Source organism: Christiangramia portivictoriae DSM 23547, from assembly GCF_000423045.1.
Classification (GTDB): Bacteria; Bacteroidota; Bacteroidia; order Flavobacteriales; family Flavobacteriaceae; genus Christiangramia; species Christiangramia portivictoriae.
This window is the reverse complement of the sequence record NZ_AUHF01000007.1, coordinates 108,011-128,031: the sequence shown is the minus strand read 5'-3', so window position 1 is coordinate 128,031 and position 20,021 is coordinate 108,011. Positions and strand designations below refer to the sequence as shown.

Annotated in this window: 25 protein-coding genes; 6 read left to right on the top strand and 19 right to left on the bottom strand. The window is 37.5% G+C overall.

What is annotated here, in order from left to right; translation table 11 throughout:
* Positions 1 to 7 precede the first annotated feature (7 nt).
* Genes G529_RS0105620 through G529_RS0105590 form a run of 7 tightly spaced genes read right to left on the bottom strand, consistent with a single transcriptional unit; the run spans position 8 to position 6,625 of the window.
* Positions 8 to 379, bottom strand: a complete 372-nt coding sequence (locus tag G529_RS0105620) for a hypothetical protein (RefSeq protein ID WP_026914611.1) — start codon at positions 377 to 379, stop codon at positions 8 to 10.
* Between the two features lie 7 nt (positions 380 to 386).
* A complete protein-coding gene (locus G529_RS0105615) occupies positions 387 to 1,223 on the bottom strand; it encodes a DUF4138 domain-containing protein (protein ID WP_026914610.1) in 837 nt (278 codons plus the stop codon).
* 30 nt (positions 1,224 to 1,253) lie between these two features.
* Entirely contained in the window at positions 1,254 to 2,183 is a 930-nt protein-coding gene (gene traM / locus G529_RS0105610) for a conjugative transposon protein TraM (protein WP_026914609.1), read from the bottom strand.
* Complete coding sequence (locus tag G529_RS0105605) at positions 2,164 to 2,787, bottom strand: conjugal transfer protein TraK (RefSeq protein WP_026914608.1); 624 nt, start codon at positions 2,785 to 2,787, stop codon at positions 2,164 to 2,166. The genes traM and G529_RS0105605 overlap by 20 nt, the downstream gene beginning before the upstream one ends.
* A gap of 11 nt (positions 2,788 to 2,798) precedes the next feature.
* A complete protein-coding gene (locus G529_RS0105600; protein ID WP_026914607.1) occupies positions 2,799 to 3,641 on the bottom strand; it encodes a hypothetical protein in 843 nt (280 codons plus the stop codon).
* A gap of 1 nt (position 3,642) precedes the next feature.
* Positions 3,643 to 4,218, bottom strand: a complete 576-nt coding sequence (locus G529_RS0105595; RefSeq protein ID WP_026914606.1) for a hypothetical protein — start codon at positions 4,216 to 4,218, stop codon at positions 3,643 to 3,645.
* A gap of 4 nt (positions 4,219 to 4,222) precedes the next feature.
* A complete protein-coding gene (locus G529_RS0105590; protein WP_026914605.1) occupies positions 4,223 to 6,625 on the bottom strand; it encodes a TraG family conjugative transposon ATPase in 2,403 nt (800 codons plus the stop codon).
* Positions 6,626 to 6,696: 71 nt separating this feature from the next.
* On the opposite strand from G529_RS0105590, the gene G529_RS16800 reads away from it, so the two are divergent.
* The gene (locus tag G529_RS16800; protein WP_157514540.1) at positions 6,697 to 6,879 is read left to right on the top strand and encodes a hypothetical protein; all 183 of its coding nucleotides are present in this window, start codon (positions 6,697 to 6,699) and stop codon (positions 6,877 to 6,879) included.
* A gap of 19 nt (positions 6,880 to 6,898) precedes the next feature.
* Here G529_RS16800 and G529_RS0105580 read toward each other — a convergent pair whose 3' ends face one another.
* Entirely contained in the window at positions 6,899 to 7,186 is a 288-nt protein-coding gene (locus G529_RS0105580; protein WP_026914603.1) for a hypothetical protein, read from the bottom strand.
* A 189-nt stretch (positions 7,187 to 7,375) separates the two neighbouring features.
* Here G529_RS0105580 and G529_RS0105575 point away from each other — a divergent pair, with 189 nt between their 5' ends.
* From G529_RS0105575 to G529_RS16695, 5 genes are all read left to right on the top strand, one after another.
* Positions 7,376 to 8,005 carry an N-acetylmuramoyl-L-alanine amidase family protein gene (locus tag G529_RS0105575; protein WP_026914602.1) on the top strand — a complete coding sequence of 210 codons (630 nt, stop codon included), beginning with the start codon at positions 7,376 to 7,378 and terminating at the stop codon, positions 8,003 to 8,005.
* A 219-nt stretch (positions 8,006 to 8,224) separates the two neighbouring features.
* The gene (locus G529_RS0105570) at positions 8,225 to 8,596 is read left to right on the top strand and encodes an ArsR/SmtB family transcription factor (RefSeq protein WP_026914601.1); all 372 of its coding nucleotides are present in this window, start codon (positions 8,225 to 8,227) and stop codon (positions 8,594 to 8,596) included.
* A 12-nt stretch (positions 8,597 to 8,608) separates the two neighbouring features.
* Complete coding sequence (gene merTP / locus G529_RS0105565; RefSeq protein WP_026914600.1) at positions 8,609 to 9,232, top strand: mercuric transport protein MerTP; 624 nt, start codon at positions 8,609 to 8,611, stop codon at positions 9,230 to 9,232.
* Entirely contained in the window at positions 9,233 to 10,579 is a 1,347-nt protein-coding gene (locus tag G529_RS0105560; protein WP_026914599.1) for a dihydrolipoyl dehydrogenase family protein, read from the top strand.
* 9 nt (positions 10,580 to 10,588) lie between these two features.
* Positions 10,589 to 10,798, top strand: coding sequence for a GDCCVxC domain-containing (seleno)protein (locus G529_RS16695; RefSeq protein WP_084509750.1), 210 nt, complete (start codon positions 10,589 to 10,591; stop codon positions 10,796 to 10,798).
* A 17-nt stretch (positions 10,799 to 10,815) separates the two neighbouring features.
* Here the strand turns inward: G529_RS16695 and G529_RS0105555 are convergent, their stop codons facing one another.
* The 11 genes from G529_RS0105555 to G529_RS0105505 form a co-directional block, all read right to left on the bottom strand.
* Complete coding sequence (locus G529_RS0105555; RefSeq protein ID WP_026914598.1) at positions 10,816 to 11,478, bottom strand: P-loop NTPase family protein; 663 nt, start codon at positions 11,476 to 11,478, stop codon at positions 10,816 to 10,818.
* Positions 11,462 to 12,214 (bottom strand): hypothetical protein, encoded by a 753-nt coding sequence (locus G529_RS0105550; RefSeq protein ID WP_026914597.1) that lies wholly within the window; start codon positions 12,212 to 12,214, stop codon positions 11,462 to 11,464. Before G529_RS0105550 ends, G529_RS0105555 begins: the two co-directional genes overlap by 17 nt.
* A gap of 3 nt (positions 12,215 to 12,217) precedes the next feature.
* Positions 12,218 to 12,502 carry a helix-turn-helix domain-containing protein gene (locus G529_RS0105545; protein WP_026914596.1) on the bottom strand — a complete coding sequence of 95 codons (285 nt, stop codon included), beginning with the start codon at positions 12,500 to 12,502 and terminating at the stop codon, positions 12,218 to 12,220.
* 354 nt (positions 12,503 to 12,856) lie between these two features.
* Positions 12,857 to 13,693, bottom strand: coding sequence for an RteC domain-containing protein (locus G529_RS0105540; protein WP_026914595.1), 837 nt, complete (start codon positions 13,691 to 13,693; stop codon positions 12,857 to 12,859).
* 208 nt (positions 13,694 to 13,901) lie between these two features.
* Positions 13,902 to 14,816: a LuxR C-terminal-related transcriptional regulator gene (locus G529_RS0105535; protein WP_245566893.1), complete on the bottom strand. Its 915-nt coding sequence runs from the start codon at positions 14,814 to 14,816 to the stop codon at positions 13,902 to 13,904.
* Between the two features lie 2 nt (positions 14,817 to 14,818).
* Positions 14,819 to 15,304, bottom strand: coding sequence for an asparaginase domain-containing protein (locus G529_RS0105530; protein ID WP_026914593.1), 486 nt, complete (start codon positions 15,302 to 15,304; stop codon positions 14,819 to 14,821).
* 81 nt (positions 15,305 to 15,385) lie between these two features.
* Positions 15,386 to 17,353, bottom strand: coding sequence for a heavy metal translocating P-type ATPase (locus tag G529_RS0105525; protein WP_026914592.1), 1,968 nt, complete (start codon positions 17,351 to 17,353; stop codon positions 15,386 to 15,388).
* Position 17,354: 1 nt separating this feature from the next.
* Positions 17,355 to 17,711: a SpoIIAA family protein gene (locus tag G529_RS0105520; RefSeq protein WP_026914591.1), complete on the bottom strand. Its 357-nt coding sequence runs from the start codon at positions 17,709 to 17,711 to the stop codon at positions 17,355 to 17,357.
* Between the two features lie 56 nt (positions 17,712 to 17,767).
* Positions 17,768 to 18,181 carry a Fur family transcriptional regulator gene (locus G529_RS0105515; protein ID WP_026914590.1) on the bottom strand — a complete coding sequence of 138 codons (414 nt, stop codon included), beginning with the start codon at positions 18,179 to 18,181 and terminating at the stop codon, positions 17,768 to 17,770.
* Entirely contained in the window at positions 18,174 to 18,815 is a 642-nt protein-coding gene (locus G529_RS0105510) for a cation efflux transmembrane domain-containing protein (protein ID WP_026914589.1), read from the bottom strand. The genes G529_RS0105515 and G529_RS0105510 overlap by 8 nt, the downstream gene beginning before the upstream one ends.
* Positions 18,816 to 18,821: 6 nt before the next feature.
* The gene (locus G529_RS0105505; protein ID WP_026914588.1) at positions 18,822 to 20,018 is read right to left on the bottom strand and encodes an efflux RND transporter periplasmic adaptor subunit; all 1,197 of its coding nucleotides are present in this window, start codon (positions 20,016 to 20,018) and stop codon (positions 18,822 to 18,824) included.
* Positions 20,019 to 20,021 lie beyond the last annotated feature (3 nt).

Sequence of the window (20,021 nt, the reverse complement as noted above, 5' to 3'; positions counted from 1 at the left end):
AAATAAATTAAAACGGCGCTTTGTCCTTTGAGCCTCTTGCAGTAGCCAGCCATTTGCCGTCCTGTTTAACCAGTTTAAAAACACCAGGCGTTTTATCATAAGCTGTGGTATATTTTACCCAAGCCACGTCACCCATAATCGTATCCTGCAAAACAGTAAAGTTGGAATCATCCTTTACCGTAGCATTAAACATGTTTATAGTATTCATGTAGTTTGAATATGCCTGTGGTGTTGAGTTAGCCTTTAAAGTTTCTTCATCTTTTTCATAAAAGCTTTCAATAACAATTTGGGCTGTGGCACTTGGTCCCGAGATTTTAGTTTTAGAATCAGCACAAGAAAGTAACAGCGCTATGAGCGACAAAACAACAAATTTTTTCATATCAGTATTAATTTGGGTTATTAATATATCTATGCGATAGTTTCATTTTTATATTTCGTTCGCCATCCTTTTCATTCAATTCCAAAATTGCCCTCCGGTCATTGGATAGTGAAAATTTGGGCAGCACATAAACGAATCGAGCCATTTCATTTTCCTTAATCTTAGACGGCAGATTATGCTCATATATCGGTTCTTGATAGAGCCTTTGCAATGATTTTCTTTTCCCTTTTTGCCGAGTTTCAATCGAAAGGTTCAAGAAATTCAAATCGTAATCCAACGTAGAATTATTTTCAATCTCGATAACAAAATAGAGCTCATCCTTATCAAAAACAATATTCTCTACGGTCAAGATAATACCTTCGTTTCGTTTCTTGATGCGCCCTATACGCTGTTTTCTATTGAGTAGATATGAGCAGAATTTTTGGTGATAATAGGTGCTGTTATCTACAAGTTCTTCAGAAGATTCAACAAGAACCGAATCCTTTACAAACGGTTTTTCATTTCCGATACTATTTGATAGCGGAATGAAATAATTAAACTTAGAAAGCTGTTTTTTATACCTTACAATATACGAAAAAATCGAACCATTTCTATTGACTACCAGTAAATTACTTTCCTTTCCAGGGGTTGCTTGAAGAAGTCCAAAATACTGTTCTTTTTCACGGTTGTAGGTAAAAACAAAATTATCTGAACCCGTTATTCCTTGTCGTATGGGTTCTGGAAAAAATAGCGCAACGTTTTTGGTGTCGTTGGCATAGATTGTATCAAGTGGTATTGTTTGCTGTTGTGCTTTCGCGAAAGCGGAAACAATAATAAGCGCGGAAATAATAATATACTTTCTCATAAGAGTGCGTTTTAAATGCCCATTATAGGCTCATAATTTAGGTTTTAGAATTAATCTGTAATTGTTCAGTACAGTAACTTTTACATTGCGGTTACTACGCCTGAGCACCTTTGTTACGCCACCTACTTGCGGAACAGTAGGGATGTTGATGTCGCCAATAATATCATCCAACACTTCAGTAGTAGCTTCTGCTCTAAAATTGTTCTGTACGTAGATGCCTTCACTACCATCAAATAAATCAAAAGCTTTGAGTTTTGTGGGATGGTGCTGTATGTTTTCAATTTCAATGAGCGCTCGGTTGGGCTGAAAGCTGATAAATCCAAACACAGGTGTATTCTTGGGCATCAGCTTACCATTGATTGTAGCAGTTTTGATCAGTCGCATTCGCAATCTGGTATTCGCTTTTACGACTTGGTCGCCATCAACGACCACATAAATTGCTTCATCTGTATTGCCGATGATTGAAACTTCGTTGGGTTTAGGCGCAGCAGCAAAGAACAATTGATGTTCCAATCCCAATTCTTTCGCTTGGATTTTTTGTTCTCGTTTTACTTCTACAGAATCAATCTTTGAAACCGCTTTGCGAACAGTTCTTTTCTGTCCCAAATTTTGGTATCGCTTTTCTGAATATTGGATCTTACCAGCTTCATATATGCTATCTACGATACGCTCTTTTTCGCGATCTGGAAGATCTGGGTCGTAAAATCCCAAAGAATCAATCAGTTTTTCATCATAAATGCTGGGCGCATTATTTTCACGTACTTTCTTTAAGTCGTTAATCGCATCCAGTTTGGAATCATACTCTTTTTGACCTTCTTCTAAATCTGGAACTAAGGTTTGCTTAAGGTTTTCAGTTTCACTTTCATCATCGCCCATTACCATTACGGAATAAGAAATGATGAATATGACAATCACGGCCAATACTGCTGCAAATACTATTTTATTCTTTTCTACTTTCATCGTTTAGTTTTTTTAAGGTGTTCTCGAAATATTTGGTAATCAATAATCCGTGTGGATTGTTGGGGAAGTTTCTGTCAACCGTAATCAAGTTTCCGGTGGAAACCAACTCATAGGTGTCGATGATTGAACCTCTATTAATTTCAAAAATGGTGGTTGTTGTAAAACTATACGATCCATTATTTTCAGATAGTCGTGAATCGATGCCCAGTACTTTTTGAACCAAGGAATACTGAAGCAACCTGTTGTAAACACCATCCGCTTTTTTCTGGCGGTAGAGATTGTCCACAGAACTATTGCCCAACCACAATGCCTTTTCCAAATTACGTTCATAATTACTCGCATCTATGTTATAGAAGTAGTTATGGAACAGATCCAAATGTGCTAAAGCTTCAACCCGAAAATTTTCCTTTTGGGTTACGAGCTTCAGCGGAATTATACTGCCATCGGTATTGATAGCAAAGGCACTATTAAGGGCTTTTTGATGGGTGTTGAATACCATCCAAACCGAAAATGTGCTGGATAGTAAGGCGCAGACAACCACTGCCAAAACGATAAACCGATTCAAATTTAGGACGCTGTAAATGTTCTTGTATGGTGTTTTCATTGTGAAAATATTTAGTTGGTAAATAGTCTTAGCGTAAATGACGTGGCACGTTTATAAAGGGTGAATTTCAAGAAAACAATAAAACCTACTGATCCCAACTGAACCACAGGTGCAAAAAAGCCCTGGCCAACCTCTGTCCCAAAAAGGTTGACCCAAAAATTGGTGTTGATTTCCGTGTATATGGCATTGATAAATATATTGACCAGAAAGAAGGCTGGCACGAGCATAAACACCGCTGCATATAGTTTGAAGAACGTGTAGGCGAGCGAACGAAACTTTTCAAAAACTGCAAGGCTAATGACCAAAGGAAAAAATGCTTGCATTATTCCTAAAAGGAAGAAGCGCTCTGCTAAAAATAGCGGGTAGATGAACAAATCCAATATCCAAAGTAGGGTAGTTAAGATAAATGCCAATATTTTAAAACCGTATAAAGGTGTAACCAGGGCTTCATATAAAAGTGTCATCGCTGAACTTGCGGCATCAAAAAGACTTACGTCTTCCTCTAAAGGAATATCCTGCATTTGCAAAGGCAGTAATGCTGGTGCTGTTCCTCGATATTGTTCTTCAATGGCGACTAAAATCCCATCAAAAAATCCCAATACCTGAGTTGAGAATATGACCAAGATGACAATGGTAAAATTCTTGACCAATTCACCAGGACTCAATCCCCAAGTGTAACCGTCCTTCTCTGCAATTCCTTCGTTATACTTTTTAAGGATGTTGACCAAAGAGAACAAGACAGCGAGCGTTTTCATTCCCGCAATTGTGTATTGCGAAAAATTGCTGGCTTGTATGGTCTGGAAAACGGTATCGATATATTCCAGACCAATTCCTAAGAGAATGGTCGCGGTCATTTTAGTAGAATGTTTCTCGGTTATTGACTTTATCTTGCATCTTTCTGAAAGAAATAATGTCTCGATAGCGTTTTGTTTTTGTAGTTATGTTGGAAACCATCTGCTTTGATTCAAGCTCCTTTGCTTTTAAGATTTCAGCACGTTCTGCATCGCTCATTTTGAGATAATCGCTGGACAGGACTTCATCAATAAAATCTACCGTCTCCAATGAGTTTTGAACAATAGCATCAAAAGATTTTACAACCCTTGAAACTTCCTCTGGTTTGATGTAGGGCGAGTTGAGTATGTCCTGTACATCGTTCTGCATTACGGTGATAAGGCGCTGATTGTTCTGTCCAATTTCCTCAACTGCTCTAAGCTGCTGTACCACACTTGATACTTTCTCAATGCTCTCCTTTGCATCTTTTAAGAATTTTACAGACTTAATCATTTGAGCTGTCTGTTTACCTGATTCTACAAGTTGTTTTACCAAGCTGATAAAATTGGTATTGTCATAAGTGGGCATTCCCTGACACGCAGCGCGTGTGGGCAATAAAAAGATGAATGCCGTTGCGATAATTAAGATTTTTGTCTTCATAATATTATGTTTTAGATGCGAATTGAATTATTGCTTTTTGCATATCCTGATGCTCTTTGTAGAGCTTCATTATTTCCTCATTTTCTTGTCCATCGGTCAAGTAAGCTGCATATACTTCCTTCGGAACTTCCAGACGGAAGATGTTACTTTCTCTGCCAATTTTGATAAACATTTCGGTGTACTTCCGTGGACCGGAAAGATTGTTATTGATTGATTTTAATTGGTTCAAATCGTGGCTGGATAGATTGAGACGTTTGACCAATTCGTCATAGCCTTTTTCATTATTCAGGCTATAAATGACCTGCGTGTTTTCAAGAATACTCGCTGAAGTGGAATTTTTCGGAAGCTGATTAATGGATTGAAGAATGATACCGATAGCTCCGTTCTGTTTTCGTATTGCTTGGTAGTAGAATTCGACACTTTCCAGGACATTTTCAAACTTTAATTGTTTTGCAAACTCATCAAAGAGGATAATGCCTTTTTCTGCTCTATTCTTCCAGATGGTTCTTTGGATAGCTGACTTAATCAGTTTTAACATTACAGACAGGATTTCCTTATTGTCCTTCACTTCATCCAATTCAAAAACAATTAAACGCTTGTCCTCAATTTTATAGGTCTGATCTTCGCTCACTTCAAAAAGGAAGCTATATAGACCATCCCCGACATATTCTGACATTACGTGCAAGAAGCTCGTCACATTGAAATAATCGGGATGGATTTTTAGGCTGCTCAGAAGATCTTCCTGATTCCTTTCTATAAAGCTGTAGAAACCATCCAGTGAATGATTTTCTGAAGTGCTATCGTAATAATAACGCAGTATTTTTTTGACTGATACCGATTGTGCCTTTGTAACCTTTAAGTCTGAAGCAAACAGTTCAAAGAGGAACACGGACAAATCTTCCAAACGTTCTGGTGTAAGGTCATTAGTGTGGCTAATGTAAAATGGATTGATACCAAGGTTCTTTCCACTTTCGTAGCGAAGCACCGAATATTCTTCAGGATAGAGCTTTGCAAACTTGGTATAAGAGCCACCTAAGTCGATAATGACCAGGCGAACGCCAATTTCAAAATATTGACGTAGAATGTTATTTGCCAGAAAAGATTTGCCCTCACCAGTTGGTGCAAAAATGGCGAAGTTTCGTGCCTTTATTCTTTTCTTCTTTTCGTCCCAAACATCCTTTAAAACAGGAATGTTATGCTCACGGTCATTAAAAATGATTCCGGTGTTATCACTTTTATAGTTAGTGTTATTGATAAAAAGACAAAGTGCGTGTTTTAAGTCAGTTACATATAAATCGTTATTTGAAAAATTGGACGAAAAACAGCAGTAACTATTTAAAATATAGTTTTTACGTTCTTCGCCTCTTGGGTAATACGGGATGATATCCAGTTCCTTAAATTCCGTCTTTATTTTTGAAGTTATTTTGTCGAGCTCTTTGACTTCCTTTGCCCAATAGATAATATTGAGATGACCACGAATAATTCGGGCATTATCATCAGCATTGATTTGGTCAAGGATGTGTTGGATTTTACCAAGCACTACTTTATTTTGTGAACCAAAGTTTGAACTTTTGTTTAGTTCCTCAACCTTCTTATCGAGCAGCTTACGCCATTTTTGTTTGTCATCCAAATAAAGAATTTGATTGACAATGTGGTTCTCGTTAAGCGTAAGCCCTAAGCCATCAATAAACCCTTGATGAAATACAAAATCGTCAGAAGTGAATTTCTCATTGGTTTTGCTACTCTGTACACTTTCGCCAAAGCACAGTTCGCTGTTGATGGCCAGGGCATCAAAATGGTTTTCGCCAATATTGACGCTTTTTTTATCAAGTAAAGTATCGGTGTCGTAGCCTTCATTGAAGCCATTGAAGTAGGCACTTGTTAGTTGCCGAATATCTTTCGCATTAAGCGAAACAAAATCCATCTTTCGGCTGTTATTGATAAAGGAAACTGAATCACTTACCGAGTTCGTGAAGCTCTTGATATTATCATCCAGTTCCTTTACGATTTCTTTTGAAACTTTCCTGAAGGGATTGACATATTTCGGATTGTTGAGTGCCTTGTTTTTAGTCAAGATGAAGAATAAATAACAGCTGTGCTCAATATGCCTACGACCTTTAAAATGCTCGTGGGTAGCCTTTTCCAGAAAGGTTGAATTCGGAAGTTGTTCTGAAGTATATGATTTTTTGAGGTAGATATCCTGCTTGTGAACCACAGTACCAACTGGCAATGATTTCAAAGCCTGAAACCAAGCACCGTGCATATCCTCAAAATCCTTTTCAGAAAGAGAGTATATTTCTGGTAGATTCCCTTTATAGCATAGGACAACGTTACCATTGTTGGCAAACACGATATTGTCCTGAATATCTGCGATGGGTTGATATGCTGAAATGTTAATCTTGTTCATAATCAAAGCCTGAGGTTTTTTTGTTACTCATTATTTTTGGGAAAGCATTTGCCATTTGAAAAATTTGTGGATTGTGTGTTATCCTCGTCAGCACCACAAATAAGAAAGAATTGAGTACCAATACTCCTATTATTATCCCAAAGCTGAAAGAGAAAATGATGATGAGCAACGAAGCCAAAATGGAAACCATCATCAAGGCTAACAGGGAAATGGACAGTCCAAAAATGACAGCCCGTTTCCGAATGTTTTTATAGACTTCGAACCGCTTCATCTTTAAACTACGATTCCTATTAAGTATGTGAAGATGCCGACTACTGCACCTGCAATTAGTACAAAGACTAGTATTCTTGTTATCCCTTTTTTGAGGTCCGCATTTTCGCCGAAGAAATGTCCAGCATTAAATAGGAAGCCAACCAAGAAGATAACACCCAATAAAATCGGAAAGATAGTCCTGATGGTATCGCCAACATCGTTAACGGAATTTTCTATGCCACCAATTTGAGCAAAAAGGGAAGTGGATAAGAGCGAAAGAATGGACGCTAAATAGTGTGATTTTTTCATAACGGAAAAATTTAGATTTTAAGTTCATTTTTCATTATTAGAATTTACATATATTTGATTGTAAATAACTGAAAATCAAATAAATGTGAATAAAATATTCTTTGATATTGTTTGAATTTCAATGTTATTATTTGACATCAAATTCTATGGATTTCTATAGGGAAGTTGTTAATAACCTGAAAATTGGAAATGAAAAATCTCCTCAAAAACGTCAGTTTTGTGATTTTGCTCATGAAAATGTGTCTCATTTTCGGGCAGGAAATCGATGTTCAAAAGAGAATTGTAATTGATGTTGGACACGGTGGAAAAGATGCTGGAGCAATTGGCATAAATGGCATTCAAGAAAAGGATGTGGTTTTGTCGATTGCAAACGAAATTTTAAGACTTAATGACGACTTGGATAAACCTTTAGATATTTATTTAACTAGGTATAGTGATACGCTTATTTCGTTATCGGATAGAACCAAATTGACTAAAGCCTTAAATGCTGATTTATTTCTGTCCTTGCATTGCAATCACTCTGATAATACAGATGCGAGAGGAATAGAGGTTTATGCTTCAAGAAAACATGGAAAATTCTCGAAACCGTCAGTTTTCATAGGCTATCAAATTGAAAGAGCTCTTTGTAAAGCAGTAGGCTACGAAAGTAGAGGTGTGAAGTTCGCCAACTTTCAGGTGCTGAGCGAAACTATAGATTATTGTCCTGCTGTTTTGATAGAGTTGGGCTTTTTGTCGAATAGGGATGAAGCAAGCTATATTTCAGATAACAATATTAAACCCATCGCACTATCGATATTATCATCCATTCAAAATCAATAGAATTATGAAAAATATTTTTTTAGAGTTAACGAAAAGCTTGAAGGACATTGTACTACAGTTTGTTTCAGAAATGATTTTATTGTGTAAATCCTTTAAAAGTTAGATTACCTAAGTTTATTATTTACACATTATAAAAAACAATTTACTCAATAGTATATTTAAGTACTTGCTTAAATAATATAATAGTGATATATTTGTTGCCACTTTAAATCAAAAAAAATGAGCTTGGAAATTACTTGTACACGGAACGAAGCAGACAAGAAGCAAATATCGAGATGTAAGGAAACCATAGAGAATTCTTCGGACAGCTTTAAGGTAATAAGCAAAATTTTGGCTCTCGCTGGAAGCGAGGTAAGACTTAAAGTACTATTCCTTTTGAACATAGAAAATGAACTGTGTCCTTGCGATATTGCGGACATTCTTGAAATGAGTGTTCCCGCCGTGTCCCAGCATATCCGAAAAATGAAGGATGCAGGAATTATTACATCGAGACGTGAAGGGCAAACATTATATTATTCGCTGGTAAAGAGTGAAGACAATGTTTTGAATGGAATTTTCAATTCAATTTCGACAAGAAAGAAAACAGCTTAGAATTTTTATATTATGGTACCGAATAAACCTTCAAACACCGCAGCTTATACCGGCATTTTTACCGCAGTTGCAGCATCAATATGTTGTATAACACCTGTATTGGCGCTAATTGCCGGAACAAGCGGAATCGCATCTACCTTTTCCTGGGTCGAGCCACTTAGACCCTATCTTATCGGTCTGACCATTATTGTTTTGGTCTTTGCCTGGTACCAGAAACTACGGCCGAAAACTCAGGAAGAAATTGATTGCGCTTGCGAGGATGATGCAAAACCTACGTTTTGGCAATCCAAACAGTTTTTGTTCATCGTAACACTATTTGCCGGATTGATGTTGGCTTTCCCTTACTATTCCAACCTATTTTATGCACAACCCACCAAGGATATCGTATATGTCTCTCAATCCAATATCGAAAAGCACACTTTTGAAGTTGAGGGAATGACCTGTGAAGGATGTGAAGCTCACATAGAAAGCGAGATAAATAACCTGGATGGTATTTTGTCAGTCAAGGCGAGTTACGAAAAGACTAATACCGTCGTGGAATATGATAAGAGTAAAACCAATTTAACTGCCATTCGAGAAGCAATAAATAAAACAGGTTATAAGATAATCGATACTGAAAACAAAATAGAGAAGTAGATGAAAAAGTACGATGTATTTGTAATAGGTTCCGGTATGTCAGGTATGACCACTGCCAACAAATGTGCCTCCAAAGGTCTTACGGTAGGCATTACCGATGAACTCCCCTACGGTGGAACCTGTGCGCTAAGGGGCTGCGATCCTAAAAAAGTGATTATAGGCGCAACTGAAGTACGCGAATTTGCCCAAAGGCTTAAAGGAAATGGAATAGATACAGTACCTAAAATCAATTGGGAAGATATTATGGCTTTTAAACAATCTTTTGTGGATGCCATGCCTCCTAAAATTGAAAAAGGATATAAGAATAAGGACATAGACACCTATCACACCTCGGCTAAATTTTTATCAAATAATACCTTACAGTTAGGTGATGAAGTTATTGAAGCGGATAAATTCGTTATCGCAACCGGAGCAAAACCTCGGGTACTGGATTTTGAAGGTGGAAATTTGGCTCTTTCAAGTACAGATTTCCTTAACCTGAAAAAGCTACCTGAATCTCTTTTATTTATTGGAGGTGGCTACATTGCCTTTGAATTTGCTCATATCGCCGCGCGTGCTGGTGCCGATGTAAGCATATTACATCGTGGTGAACATCCCTTGGAAAACTTTGATCAGGACATTGTACAACATCTTGTGGATGCAACCCGAAAGCTGGGAATCAAACTGGTTTTGAAAACCGAAGTCTCTAAAATTGAAAAGAAAGAAGACCACTATGTAGTAACAGGAAACTCAAATGGAAAAAAGTCAACTTATATGGCAGCATCTGTCTTTAACTCAGCCGGTCGTCCTCCAGCGATTTTTGATTTAGATTTGAAAAAAGCAGACATCTCTTTTTCAAAAAAAGGAATCACAGTCAACGATTACCTCCAAAGCACCTCTAATCCTAATATTTATGCAGCCGGAGATTCGGCAGATTCTAAAGGTTTGCCCCTTACCCCTCTTGCGGTGATGGAAGGACATGTTGTGGCTTCAAATATAATCAAAGGAAACCAGAAAAAAGTCAGTTATCCCCCAATGCCTTCGGTGGTTTTCACTTTACCCACTATGGCAACTGTTGGTTTATTGGAAGATGAAGCCAAAGAAAAGGGATATGAAATCAATGTCAATTTTGAAAAAGTGGATAATTGGTTCAATGCGAGACGCCTGAATGTGGATGAATATGCTTTTAAAACAATCATTGATAAAAATAACAATACCATTTTGGGCGCACATCTTATTGGGCCTCATTGTGAAGAAACTATTAATCTTTTTGCAATGGCGATAAAGACCAAGATGACCATTAGCGATTTGAAGACAATGATATTTTCGTACCCTACAATGGCATCTGACCTAACCTATATGCTTTGAAAATTATTTATGGAAACTACTATATTGAAATCTACGATTACCTGCCCTGAATGCGGGTACAAAAAAGCAGAAGAAATGCCGACTGAATCCTGTCAATTCTTTTATGAATGTGAGAATTGCAAAACGGTTCTAAAACCAAATGAAGAGGATTGTTGTGTGTATTGTTCTTTCGGAACTGTGGCTTGCCCGCCGATTCAAGAAAACAAAAGTTGTTGCTGAAAATCCATATTCTAAGTTCACTTGCGCTTATCCCCAACTCCTTTATCAAAAGCAATCAAATTAAACAGCCCTCGCATACGACTACGCACACGGTTACCGTAGCGTTCTTCCAGTTCCTCGGCATTTAGGTTGGTAGTGGCGTGAGTTTTGATTTTATGCTTTGTTTGGAGGTAAAGTTCATACCGCGATAAAAGTACTTCACCCATCACATTCAGATCCTTACCATAAAACCTTCCTGACGGTTCTACACCCAGATCGTCAAAACAGAAGAATTTCGTGTTTCCATAATCCTCGATAGTCTTAAAACCAAGATGGTTAAAACTGAACGTCACATTTCGGCAAGGGATCATTTCGTAAGGGCGTTGCAACGGTACTAAATGTCTTAAAAGTTTCATTAGGCTGGTTTTACCACAACCTACAGGACCAGAAAGTAGAATACCTTTGTCAATGTCAATCTCAAATTTTTCACAGTTGTCTTTGTCCTTGATGAAGTAGGAACAGAGCTTCAACAAAATATCTTTATCCTCATTGTAAATCCTGAACTTTTCGCCAAAGAGCAATTTGCCCTTGGCATTCAAGTAAATCAGGATTTTTGGGAAATCGTAGAGTACACTTTTGCCATCAAATTTTCCGAGCGAATATTCCACTCCGCCTTCGGTTATTTTAGAGGGGTTGTCCATAATCCTTGGTTTTACTGGTTTTAAGGTTGTCTCGATTTTGGGACGCTCCCGCTTTTTTTGGTGTGTTTTCTTCGGCAAACAATTCGGTCCTATCCATCCAGTTTTTGGCTAAGCCCTGCCAATCCCTGATTGTTTTTCCATCGCTTGTTTTCCAATCGTTAGCTTCATAATGCGCAAAGAATTTTTTTCCTTCATCAGCATTAAAATCTTTTTCAACAAAAAAATCTAAAACGACCTGCCTGCCCTTTGGCTGTTTATTATTATTTACCTGTTTGTTATTGTTTATATTAGATACCAGTGCTTGTCCACTCACGGGACGGTGCGGGTACACAGCTTGTTCGTTGTTGGGATGGTGCTGGTACACTGCCGGTTCACGTGTGGGATGGTACAGTTCCGCAAGTTGTTCCAATTCGGGATCGTACTGTCCCATATCCGGTTCATCAGTTGTCCCTATAATGGACATCTTGATTTTACTTCCTTTGTAAGGATTGTTGGACGGAAAATAGGAAAGATAATCCCACAAATCGAGGTCGGTCACGCACCGATGGTACGTCGATTTTGAACCGATCTTGGCCACACGCATCAAATCGCGACGGTTTACGTAAAATTCATTGGCAAAGCGGCTGCTATTCCATTCTTGGAACAACGCCATATAAAGGCTGATATGGGTAGGGTTTAGGCGGTCATCAAAATAGAATTTCTCAAAAGCCGCATTAAGTTGCTTTATATAGTTCATAGCTTAAGAATTTAGACCGTGATGCACTCGGTTCCCATCCATCACTTTTTGAATTTCCTCGGTATCGTAATAGATAATTCCACCTACTTTTGTGTACGGCAATGTACCATTGATACGAAGGTTTTGCAAAGTGCCAGGGCTTACCTGAAGCAAATCCATAACCTCGGAAGATTTGAGGTATTTTTTGAGTTTCCCTTTGGATTGGCGGGTAAGTAATTCTCTAATGTCCTCGAGCAATTCCATTTTGAATTCTCGAAGGTCGTCTGTGGTAATAATACTTGTCGGCATAATAGAACGGTTTTAATGGAGAGGGACTATCTGGGTTTAAGATTTTAATTGATGGTCCCTGACCTGATTTAGCTCACGGACTTTAATATTTTAATAAATATGAGTTCGTGAATCTTCGATTTTGACTTTCGTTCTACAAATTTGAATAGGTTTGTTGGATTTTATTCGACAGAACGACCGTACTACGGTCAAAATTTAACTTCTTGGAATTTGATGGATGTTGTGGTGTTTTAATGGTTCTAGATTGGAAATAATGTATCAAACTACATTAGATTATATAAAGAATTCTTCCAAAAACATAGAACCGTAGGTCAACCGTACTACTGTCTTTTTTTAAGAGAAATAAGATGCCTCTTATTCCTCACTTTTATCCATTTCTATAAGTAGCGAGGTAGAAAGATCATCAAGAAAAATTGTCCTGCTATTCTTGCGGTTTTTTATGTCCTGAAAGGTTTTGTAGATGTCTTTTGGTTCTATATCGAACAGCTGTTGCAATTTTTTGGAAACCTGCATTATGCTTTGATTATCCTGTTTACCCAATCCCTTTGAGCATAGCGCATATACCATTTCTACATAATCTGTATTTGAAAATGGCCAACGTAGCTTTTCCAATGGTTTAACACCATTTAATTTGTCATTCAATCCTTTCCGTATACGATGCTTTTTTTCATTCAAGTAAATCACTAATAAATCATAAGCTTTGTATTTGCCAAGCAGCATATCCCTTGGCGTGCAAAACTCTGGGTCTTGAAAATAGAATTTGGAAGTTGTGATATGGAATGTTTCGAGGTAATCTCTGGTATAGTATTCCTTGTCGAAAAGGGTAGTACCGGAATTTACATAACGTCCAAAATCGATATTGTACGAAAAGAAGCGATTGAGCTTGTTGATTTTTTTCTTAATCGATTTTAGTTGGGCATCTTTATCGCCCTTTGGCAGTTGAATCTCAAACGAATGTATTTCTGAATAATATATCAATTGAACTAAAGGTATTTGCTTAATAATCTTAAAAAAATTGATTTCAGATTCCATTGAATCAAAACCTTTAGAAATAATTTTCTTTTTAAACTTGTAAAGGGTTGTACGACATAATTGAATAGAGTGATAGGCTTGCTTCAAAATTTCCTCATTTTGAAGCTGTATATTTTTCAAATCTTTTGAGAATAATTCTGATTCTAATTGTAAGTCCATCACCCATCAATTTACATTTTAAAAAAAAATTTTTGAACCGTTAACCTTGAAAACAATCTTCCAATAGTGAGTAATAAATATAAGTGTGTTCTATAAAAACTACTAAATTACATACCGTATTTCAATATATGAATTCCGTATTTTTGTACGGATCGAATTATAAAGGGTATTTTTACTATAGACAGTTACTTATAAGAAATTTTCTCATTTAATTTTTTAGAAATCGATCTAGAAATTCTTTTCTATTATTGGTGCCTGTTTTTCTAAAAATGTTAGAAGCATGTTTGGAGACGGTGTTTTCTGCAATAAATAGTTGTTTTGCGATTTTTTTGTATGAACTTTTTGATAAAATAAAAAGTGCAATTTCGAATTCTCTTCTGGTTAAATTCTGAAATATTATCTTGTTCTTAACCAAATTTTGATCAGATTCCTCATTAAAATTCAATACTTTATAAAGTTTGCCTTGATTTTTGATTAAATAGATGTATCTGTATATTTCTAAGGCTGTTATTGTGTAAAAGGCAAGATTCATTACGGTAAAAGTTAACCATTGATAATCTCCAATTACCGTTAGAATGGGTAAGAGTACTATACAACCAATACTGGTAGTAGATAATTTTTTTCTTTTGGAAAAGAAAGAGTTTTGATTTTTTATTTCAGAGATCCTTCTATAAAACAATCCCAAAAATATAAAACCTAGAACTGAAGTAGGAAGGGTAAAAAGTATTCTGGCTGAATCTAAAGAACCCGTTATCAAATAGGGAATTAAAAATAATATGATAAACCCCACAATTAACGTGATTCCAATATTTTTAATGCTGAAATACCGCTTTAAAAATATAATGTCATAATCTTTGTAGAGATAATATATGAGGTAAACACATAACGCGATTGCTACCCCATAAGTTATTATGTATTGAAGTATCAAGGGTTTGAGAAAACTATGGTCTGGTAGAAAACCGCCGGTTAGATTATAAAGAACAAATAAACATCCAAGAATTATATATCTTCTAAGACTAAGTTGCTTTATTTTCGGATTTTGAATTAATGCAAGAATCACTATTATCGTATCGATTAATAGATAGAAAAATGTTGTCCAGTGTATTGAGGTACCAAACATCATGCTTATTCATTAGACTCGAATTTATTTGTATCTAAATTTTTAGTAACATCATTCCAATGGAACAGTTTTCCGTTCATGGCGATATAAACATCAGACTTCAGAAATTGTAAAGCACAAATTGCGTAACCTAAATTAAAAGGTGCGTCTGTATCTTTTGATGTACCCAAAATGAATGCTCCCACCAGAATTATAGTTTTATTAAGACTACGGTTTCCAATATATTTTGCGGTGTCTTCCATAGTATAAGTACCGTGAGTTACTAAAATTTTATTTGTATTAGTAGCTTTTATCTTTTCCACCAAGAGCTTTCTGTCATTCTCTGTAATGGCACGGCTGTCTTTCTTGAAAACACCTTCGATAGTGTATTCAAAATCGATATTTGCTTTGTCCAAAAAATCCATAATCCCTACATCAGAGGAAGTAATACCACCATCATCCGTATAATCCAATCCTTCGATTGTACCGCCAGTTGTGAATATCTGAATCATAAATTAAGGACTTTCTCTACTTATAAAGATAGCGTTAATTTTTTTGAAACTACTTTAATTTGCTCAGTCAAAATTGGCGGTCTAAGAATCCTGCCACTTCATTTTCTGCAATCTAATGGCATTAAGAATAGCAAGCAAAGCAACACCTACATCGGCAAAAACAGCTTCCCACATAGTTGCAAGCCCACCTGCACCGAGAATGAGGACTATAACCTTGACTCCAAATGCAAGCCCGATATTCTGCCATACAATACGTCGCGTTGAACGACCAATTTTAATCGCTCTTGCAATCTTGCTCGGTTGGTCGGTCTGGATAATGACATCGGCCGTTTCGATGGCTACATCGCTACCCAAACCTCCCATAGCAATACCCACACCACTCGCTGCCAATACGGGCGCATCGTTAATGCCATCACCTATAAAAGCTACTCTTATATCGGATTGCTCTTTAAGCTTTTCAACCTCATTCAACTTATCTTCAGGTAACAACCCGCCTTTTGCCCAATCAATATTTAACTCTTTTGCCACTTGTTGTGTAATAGAGTCCTTGTCGCCTGATAGCATTATAATTTTTGAAATTCCTGAATTTCGAATTTGTTCAATGGCCTGGTGCGCATCATCCTTCAGCTCATCTGCAATGGTTACATAACCTGCAAATGTTCCATCTATGGACACCATAACAATCGATTCTACAACACCATCTGTTTCTGTGGGGACCTTTATACCATTTGAAGTAAGCAAAGCTTTATTGCCTACCAGCACGGTTTTCCCATTGACCGTTCCTTTTAAACCTCTTCCGGCAACCTCTGAAACATTAGTCGCTTGATAATCTGAACCGTCCGCTTTATATTCAAGAATCGCCTTAGCAATGGGATGAGTGGATTGTTCTTCCATTGCCATCAGGTACTTCATAAGCTCGGTTTCCTCAAATGTGATGGCATTGATTTCCTTGATTTTGAAAACACCTTTGGTAACAGTTCCTGTTTTGTCCATTACAACCGTGTTTACTTGCGTCATTGCATCGAGAAAGGATGCACCCTTGAATAGAATACCGTTTCTTGATGCCGCACCTAAACCTCCAAAATAGCCCAGAGGAATAGAAATGACCAAGGCGCAGGGGCACGAAATCACGAGGAATATCAATGCTCGATACAGCCAATCCCTAAAAACATAGTCCTCCACAAAAAAGTAGGGTAGGAGCGTAAGTCCGATAGCGAGGAATACAACTATGGGTGTATAAATTCGTGCAAATTTTCTAATAAATAATTCCGTCTTTGATTTTCTGGCAGTTGCATTCTGTACCATATCCAGAATTCTTGCAATAGAACTATCCTTAAATTCCTTAGTGGTTTCAACCTCAATTACCCCATCGAGGTTGATGCTTCCTGCAAAGACAGTATCGCCTTTAGCAATAGTATCAGGTTTGCTTTCGCCTGTCAAGGCAGCAGTATTAAAAGAACCCTTCTCAGAAAGCAGAATACCATCGAGCGGAACTTTTTCGCCTACACGTACCTGTATTTTTTCACCAATCTCAACAGACTCGGGATTTACTGAAATAAAATCGTCGTCACGATAAACCAAAGCTTCATTCGGCCTTACGTCGAGTAAAGCTTTAATATTTCCTTTTGCACGGTTAACGGCTGCATTTTGGAACAGTTCACCCACGGCATAAAATAGCATTACGGCTACACCTTCAGGATATTCGCCAATGGCAAATGCACCAATAGTAGCAATAGACATCAAGAAAAATTCTGTGAATACATCGCCACGTAATATGCTTTTCCAACCTTCCTTAATAACTGGAAAACCAACAGGTAAGTAAGCTATGGTATACCATAGAATGCGAATCCATCCTTGAAATTGGGGAATGGCATCAAAATAATCTACCGCTATCCCAACGATAAGCATAACAAAGCTTACGAGAGCAGGAATATATGTTTTAAATGAACTTCCATCTCCGTGATCGTGGTTATGGCCATCGTCATGACTGTGCTCGCCCTGGGCTTCTTTTGGTTCTAAATCACGCAAGTTTACTTTTTTCTTTTTCATATTATGCATTGATCCATTGTTTAGCATCTTCCTTGTTATCCATTTCAAAAAATTTAATTTCCGATTTTGTAAAGAAATCGGTTGCTTTTGCAGCCCATTCCTGCCATTTCCTTTCACCCACAAACACCATTTTACCATAGTCTGAAATATGTGCCGTGTCCAATTTAATATCTTCCCAAAATCCTTTTAAGGTATATCCTTCAAAATCTTCCATTTCAAAAAAGAAATCGACCTTTTTTCCTTTTTTAATTATATCGTGAATGAGCGGATGCAACTTTTCAACTTCATCTCGTGAAATTTTACCGCTGATTTTCGCGGAAATCAAATTGTCTTTTTCTGAATTTAGTAGCTGTATCATTTTTTCTTTTTAGTCATCACAATTTACTGAAATGTTTGCGCAACTGCTGTGCAAAGTCAGTTACTGCATTTTTCACAGATACCTGTCACGACCAGGTTTACATCTTCAGCGACATAGCCATCCGGCAAGTTAATGTGTGGTATTTTATGCTCTGTCAGACATACGGTTTCGTTACAATTGTTACAGCGAAAATGCAGGTGCAAATCTTGTTCAATCTCACAATTGCAACCTGGCTCACAGAGCGCATATTTTGTGATTCCGGTACCATCTTCTATTTGGTGCACAATACCTTTTTCCTCAAAGGTTTTAAGAGTTCGGTATAGGGTGGTTCTATCCGCTTTAGTGAACGCAGTTTCAATATCAAGCAATGCCAGAGCAATCTTTTGTTCAGCAAGATATTTATAGATCAATATGCGCATAGCAGTGGGACGCACGCTGTGATCGTTTAATTTTTTTTCTATTTCAGTCATTTTGTGTGATGTTATAGTTGATACTCTTAGCCTTATTATAGGCTTCCCAGCCTTCTTTGGCAGCATACGGGACGATTAGTAATGCCGCTACAGGGTCCGCCCACCACCAGCCCAGCCAGTTGACCAAGAGTAATCCTATAAGTACTACAACGGTCTGGTACAGACAAATAAAGGTGTCCTTAGCATCGGCCAGTAAGGCAGGACTGTCAAGCTTCTTTCCATATTTTCTTTTGAAATAAATCAAGATAGGGTTCACGACTAGCGAGACTAATAATATGACTAGTCCCATAGTGCTCCAGTTTGCGGTTTCTTGGTTGATTAGCTTTGATATAGAATCATAAGAAATGAAAATACAGATGAGGGTAAAGGAAATTGCAATCACATATAGCGTTATTTTTTGTCTTCTTTTCACCTTTTCTTCATCTATGCCCTTGATCTCGCCGTGTAATCGCCAGCCCAACGTTCCCGCACTTATAACTTCTATGGTGCTGTCCAGTCCCCAGCCAATTAGTGCCGAACTGTTTGCCGTAAATCCCGCAATAAGAGATACCACTACCTCAATAACATCATATATCACGTTCCAAATCTGTAAGATTCTGGCTTCTTTTAAATTTTTCTTTCTTGTCTCTTTCATATCATTTTAATGTGAGTGTTCTGCATCGCCTTTATTCATCTCTCCCATAAGATAATAAGCATTATTGTAGGCAAAACGCGAATTATGATCTGGGGTTTCAAAAAAACGTATGGCTATCCAGTCACCATCTTTCTCGCCTGTTGTAACTTCTACTGGCGTAAAACTCCATGCGTTGTCATCCCTTTTCGCTTTAAACACATAATCCTTACCAGCTTCTGTAACAATAGCGCTTTCAGGTAGTGCAGTAGTCTGCTTGTTATCAACTTCAATCTTACCTCGAATATACATTCCTGGGATTAGGCCATTATCTTTGTTCTCAATTTCAGCGTGTACGTGAACCGCCTTGGGATCTTGCTCGAAAGTCTGGCTAACCGAATAAATTTCGGCTTCTAGCTCTTTACCTGGTTTCGATTCAACGCTAAATCGTACTTGTTGACCTTTCTTTACCCTATCAACATCTTTTTCAAAAACCATCAAATCTGCGTGTACGTGGTCAGTATCTACTATCTCCATTAAGTTTGTTTGAGGCTCTACATATTGTCCAGTTTTTATAAATACTTTTTCTACAATACCTGCAATGGGACTGTGCAATGCAACACGCTGGTAAATAGTACCGTTTCGCACCCTATTTACATTGATGTTATATTGTCGCAATTGAGCTTCCAACCCATTTACCATTGCGGTAGATGACTGATAATCTGCCGTGGCTTTTTGATAATTCATACCGGATGCCACGCCAGCTTCATAAAGCCTTTTTTGACGTTCATACTCTTGTTTTAAAAACCGACTGTTGCTGTACGCATTTAGGTAATCACTCTGTATCTGTATAATACTGGGATGAGACATATAGGCAACCGTTTGATTTTTTTTGACTTCGTCGCCTTCAATTACTTCTATGGATGCAACATTTGCTCCCGCTAGCGCGGTAATAATTGCTTCGTTTTGTGGTGGTACTTCCAGCGTACCGTTTGCTTCTACATAACCACTCATATTGCGTTGCGCAAGTGTGTCTATTTGCATTTGCAAAGCTTCAAACTGCTGTGCCGTGAGCATTACTTCTTTAGCCTCCCCCTCAGAATGGTTATCTTCTAATTGAGAATTGGTCGCTTCAACCTGGCTATCTTCCGTTTTTGAGTCACCACAACTGGTCAATGTAAATGCTATTAGTATTGCAGCAATCGGCATATATTTTATCGTATTCATCTT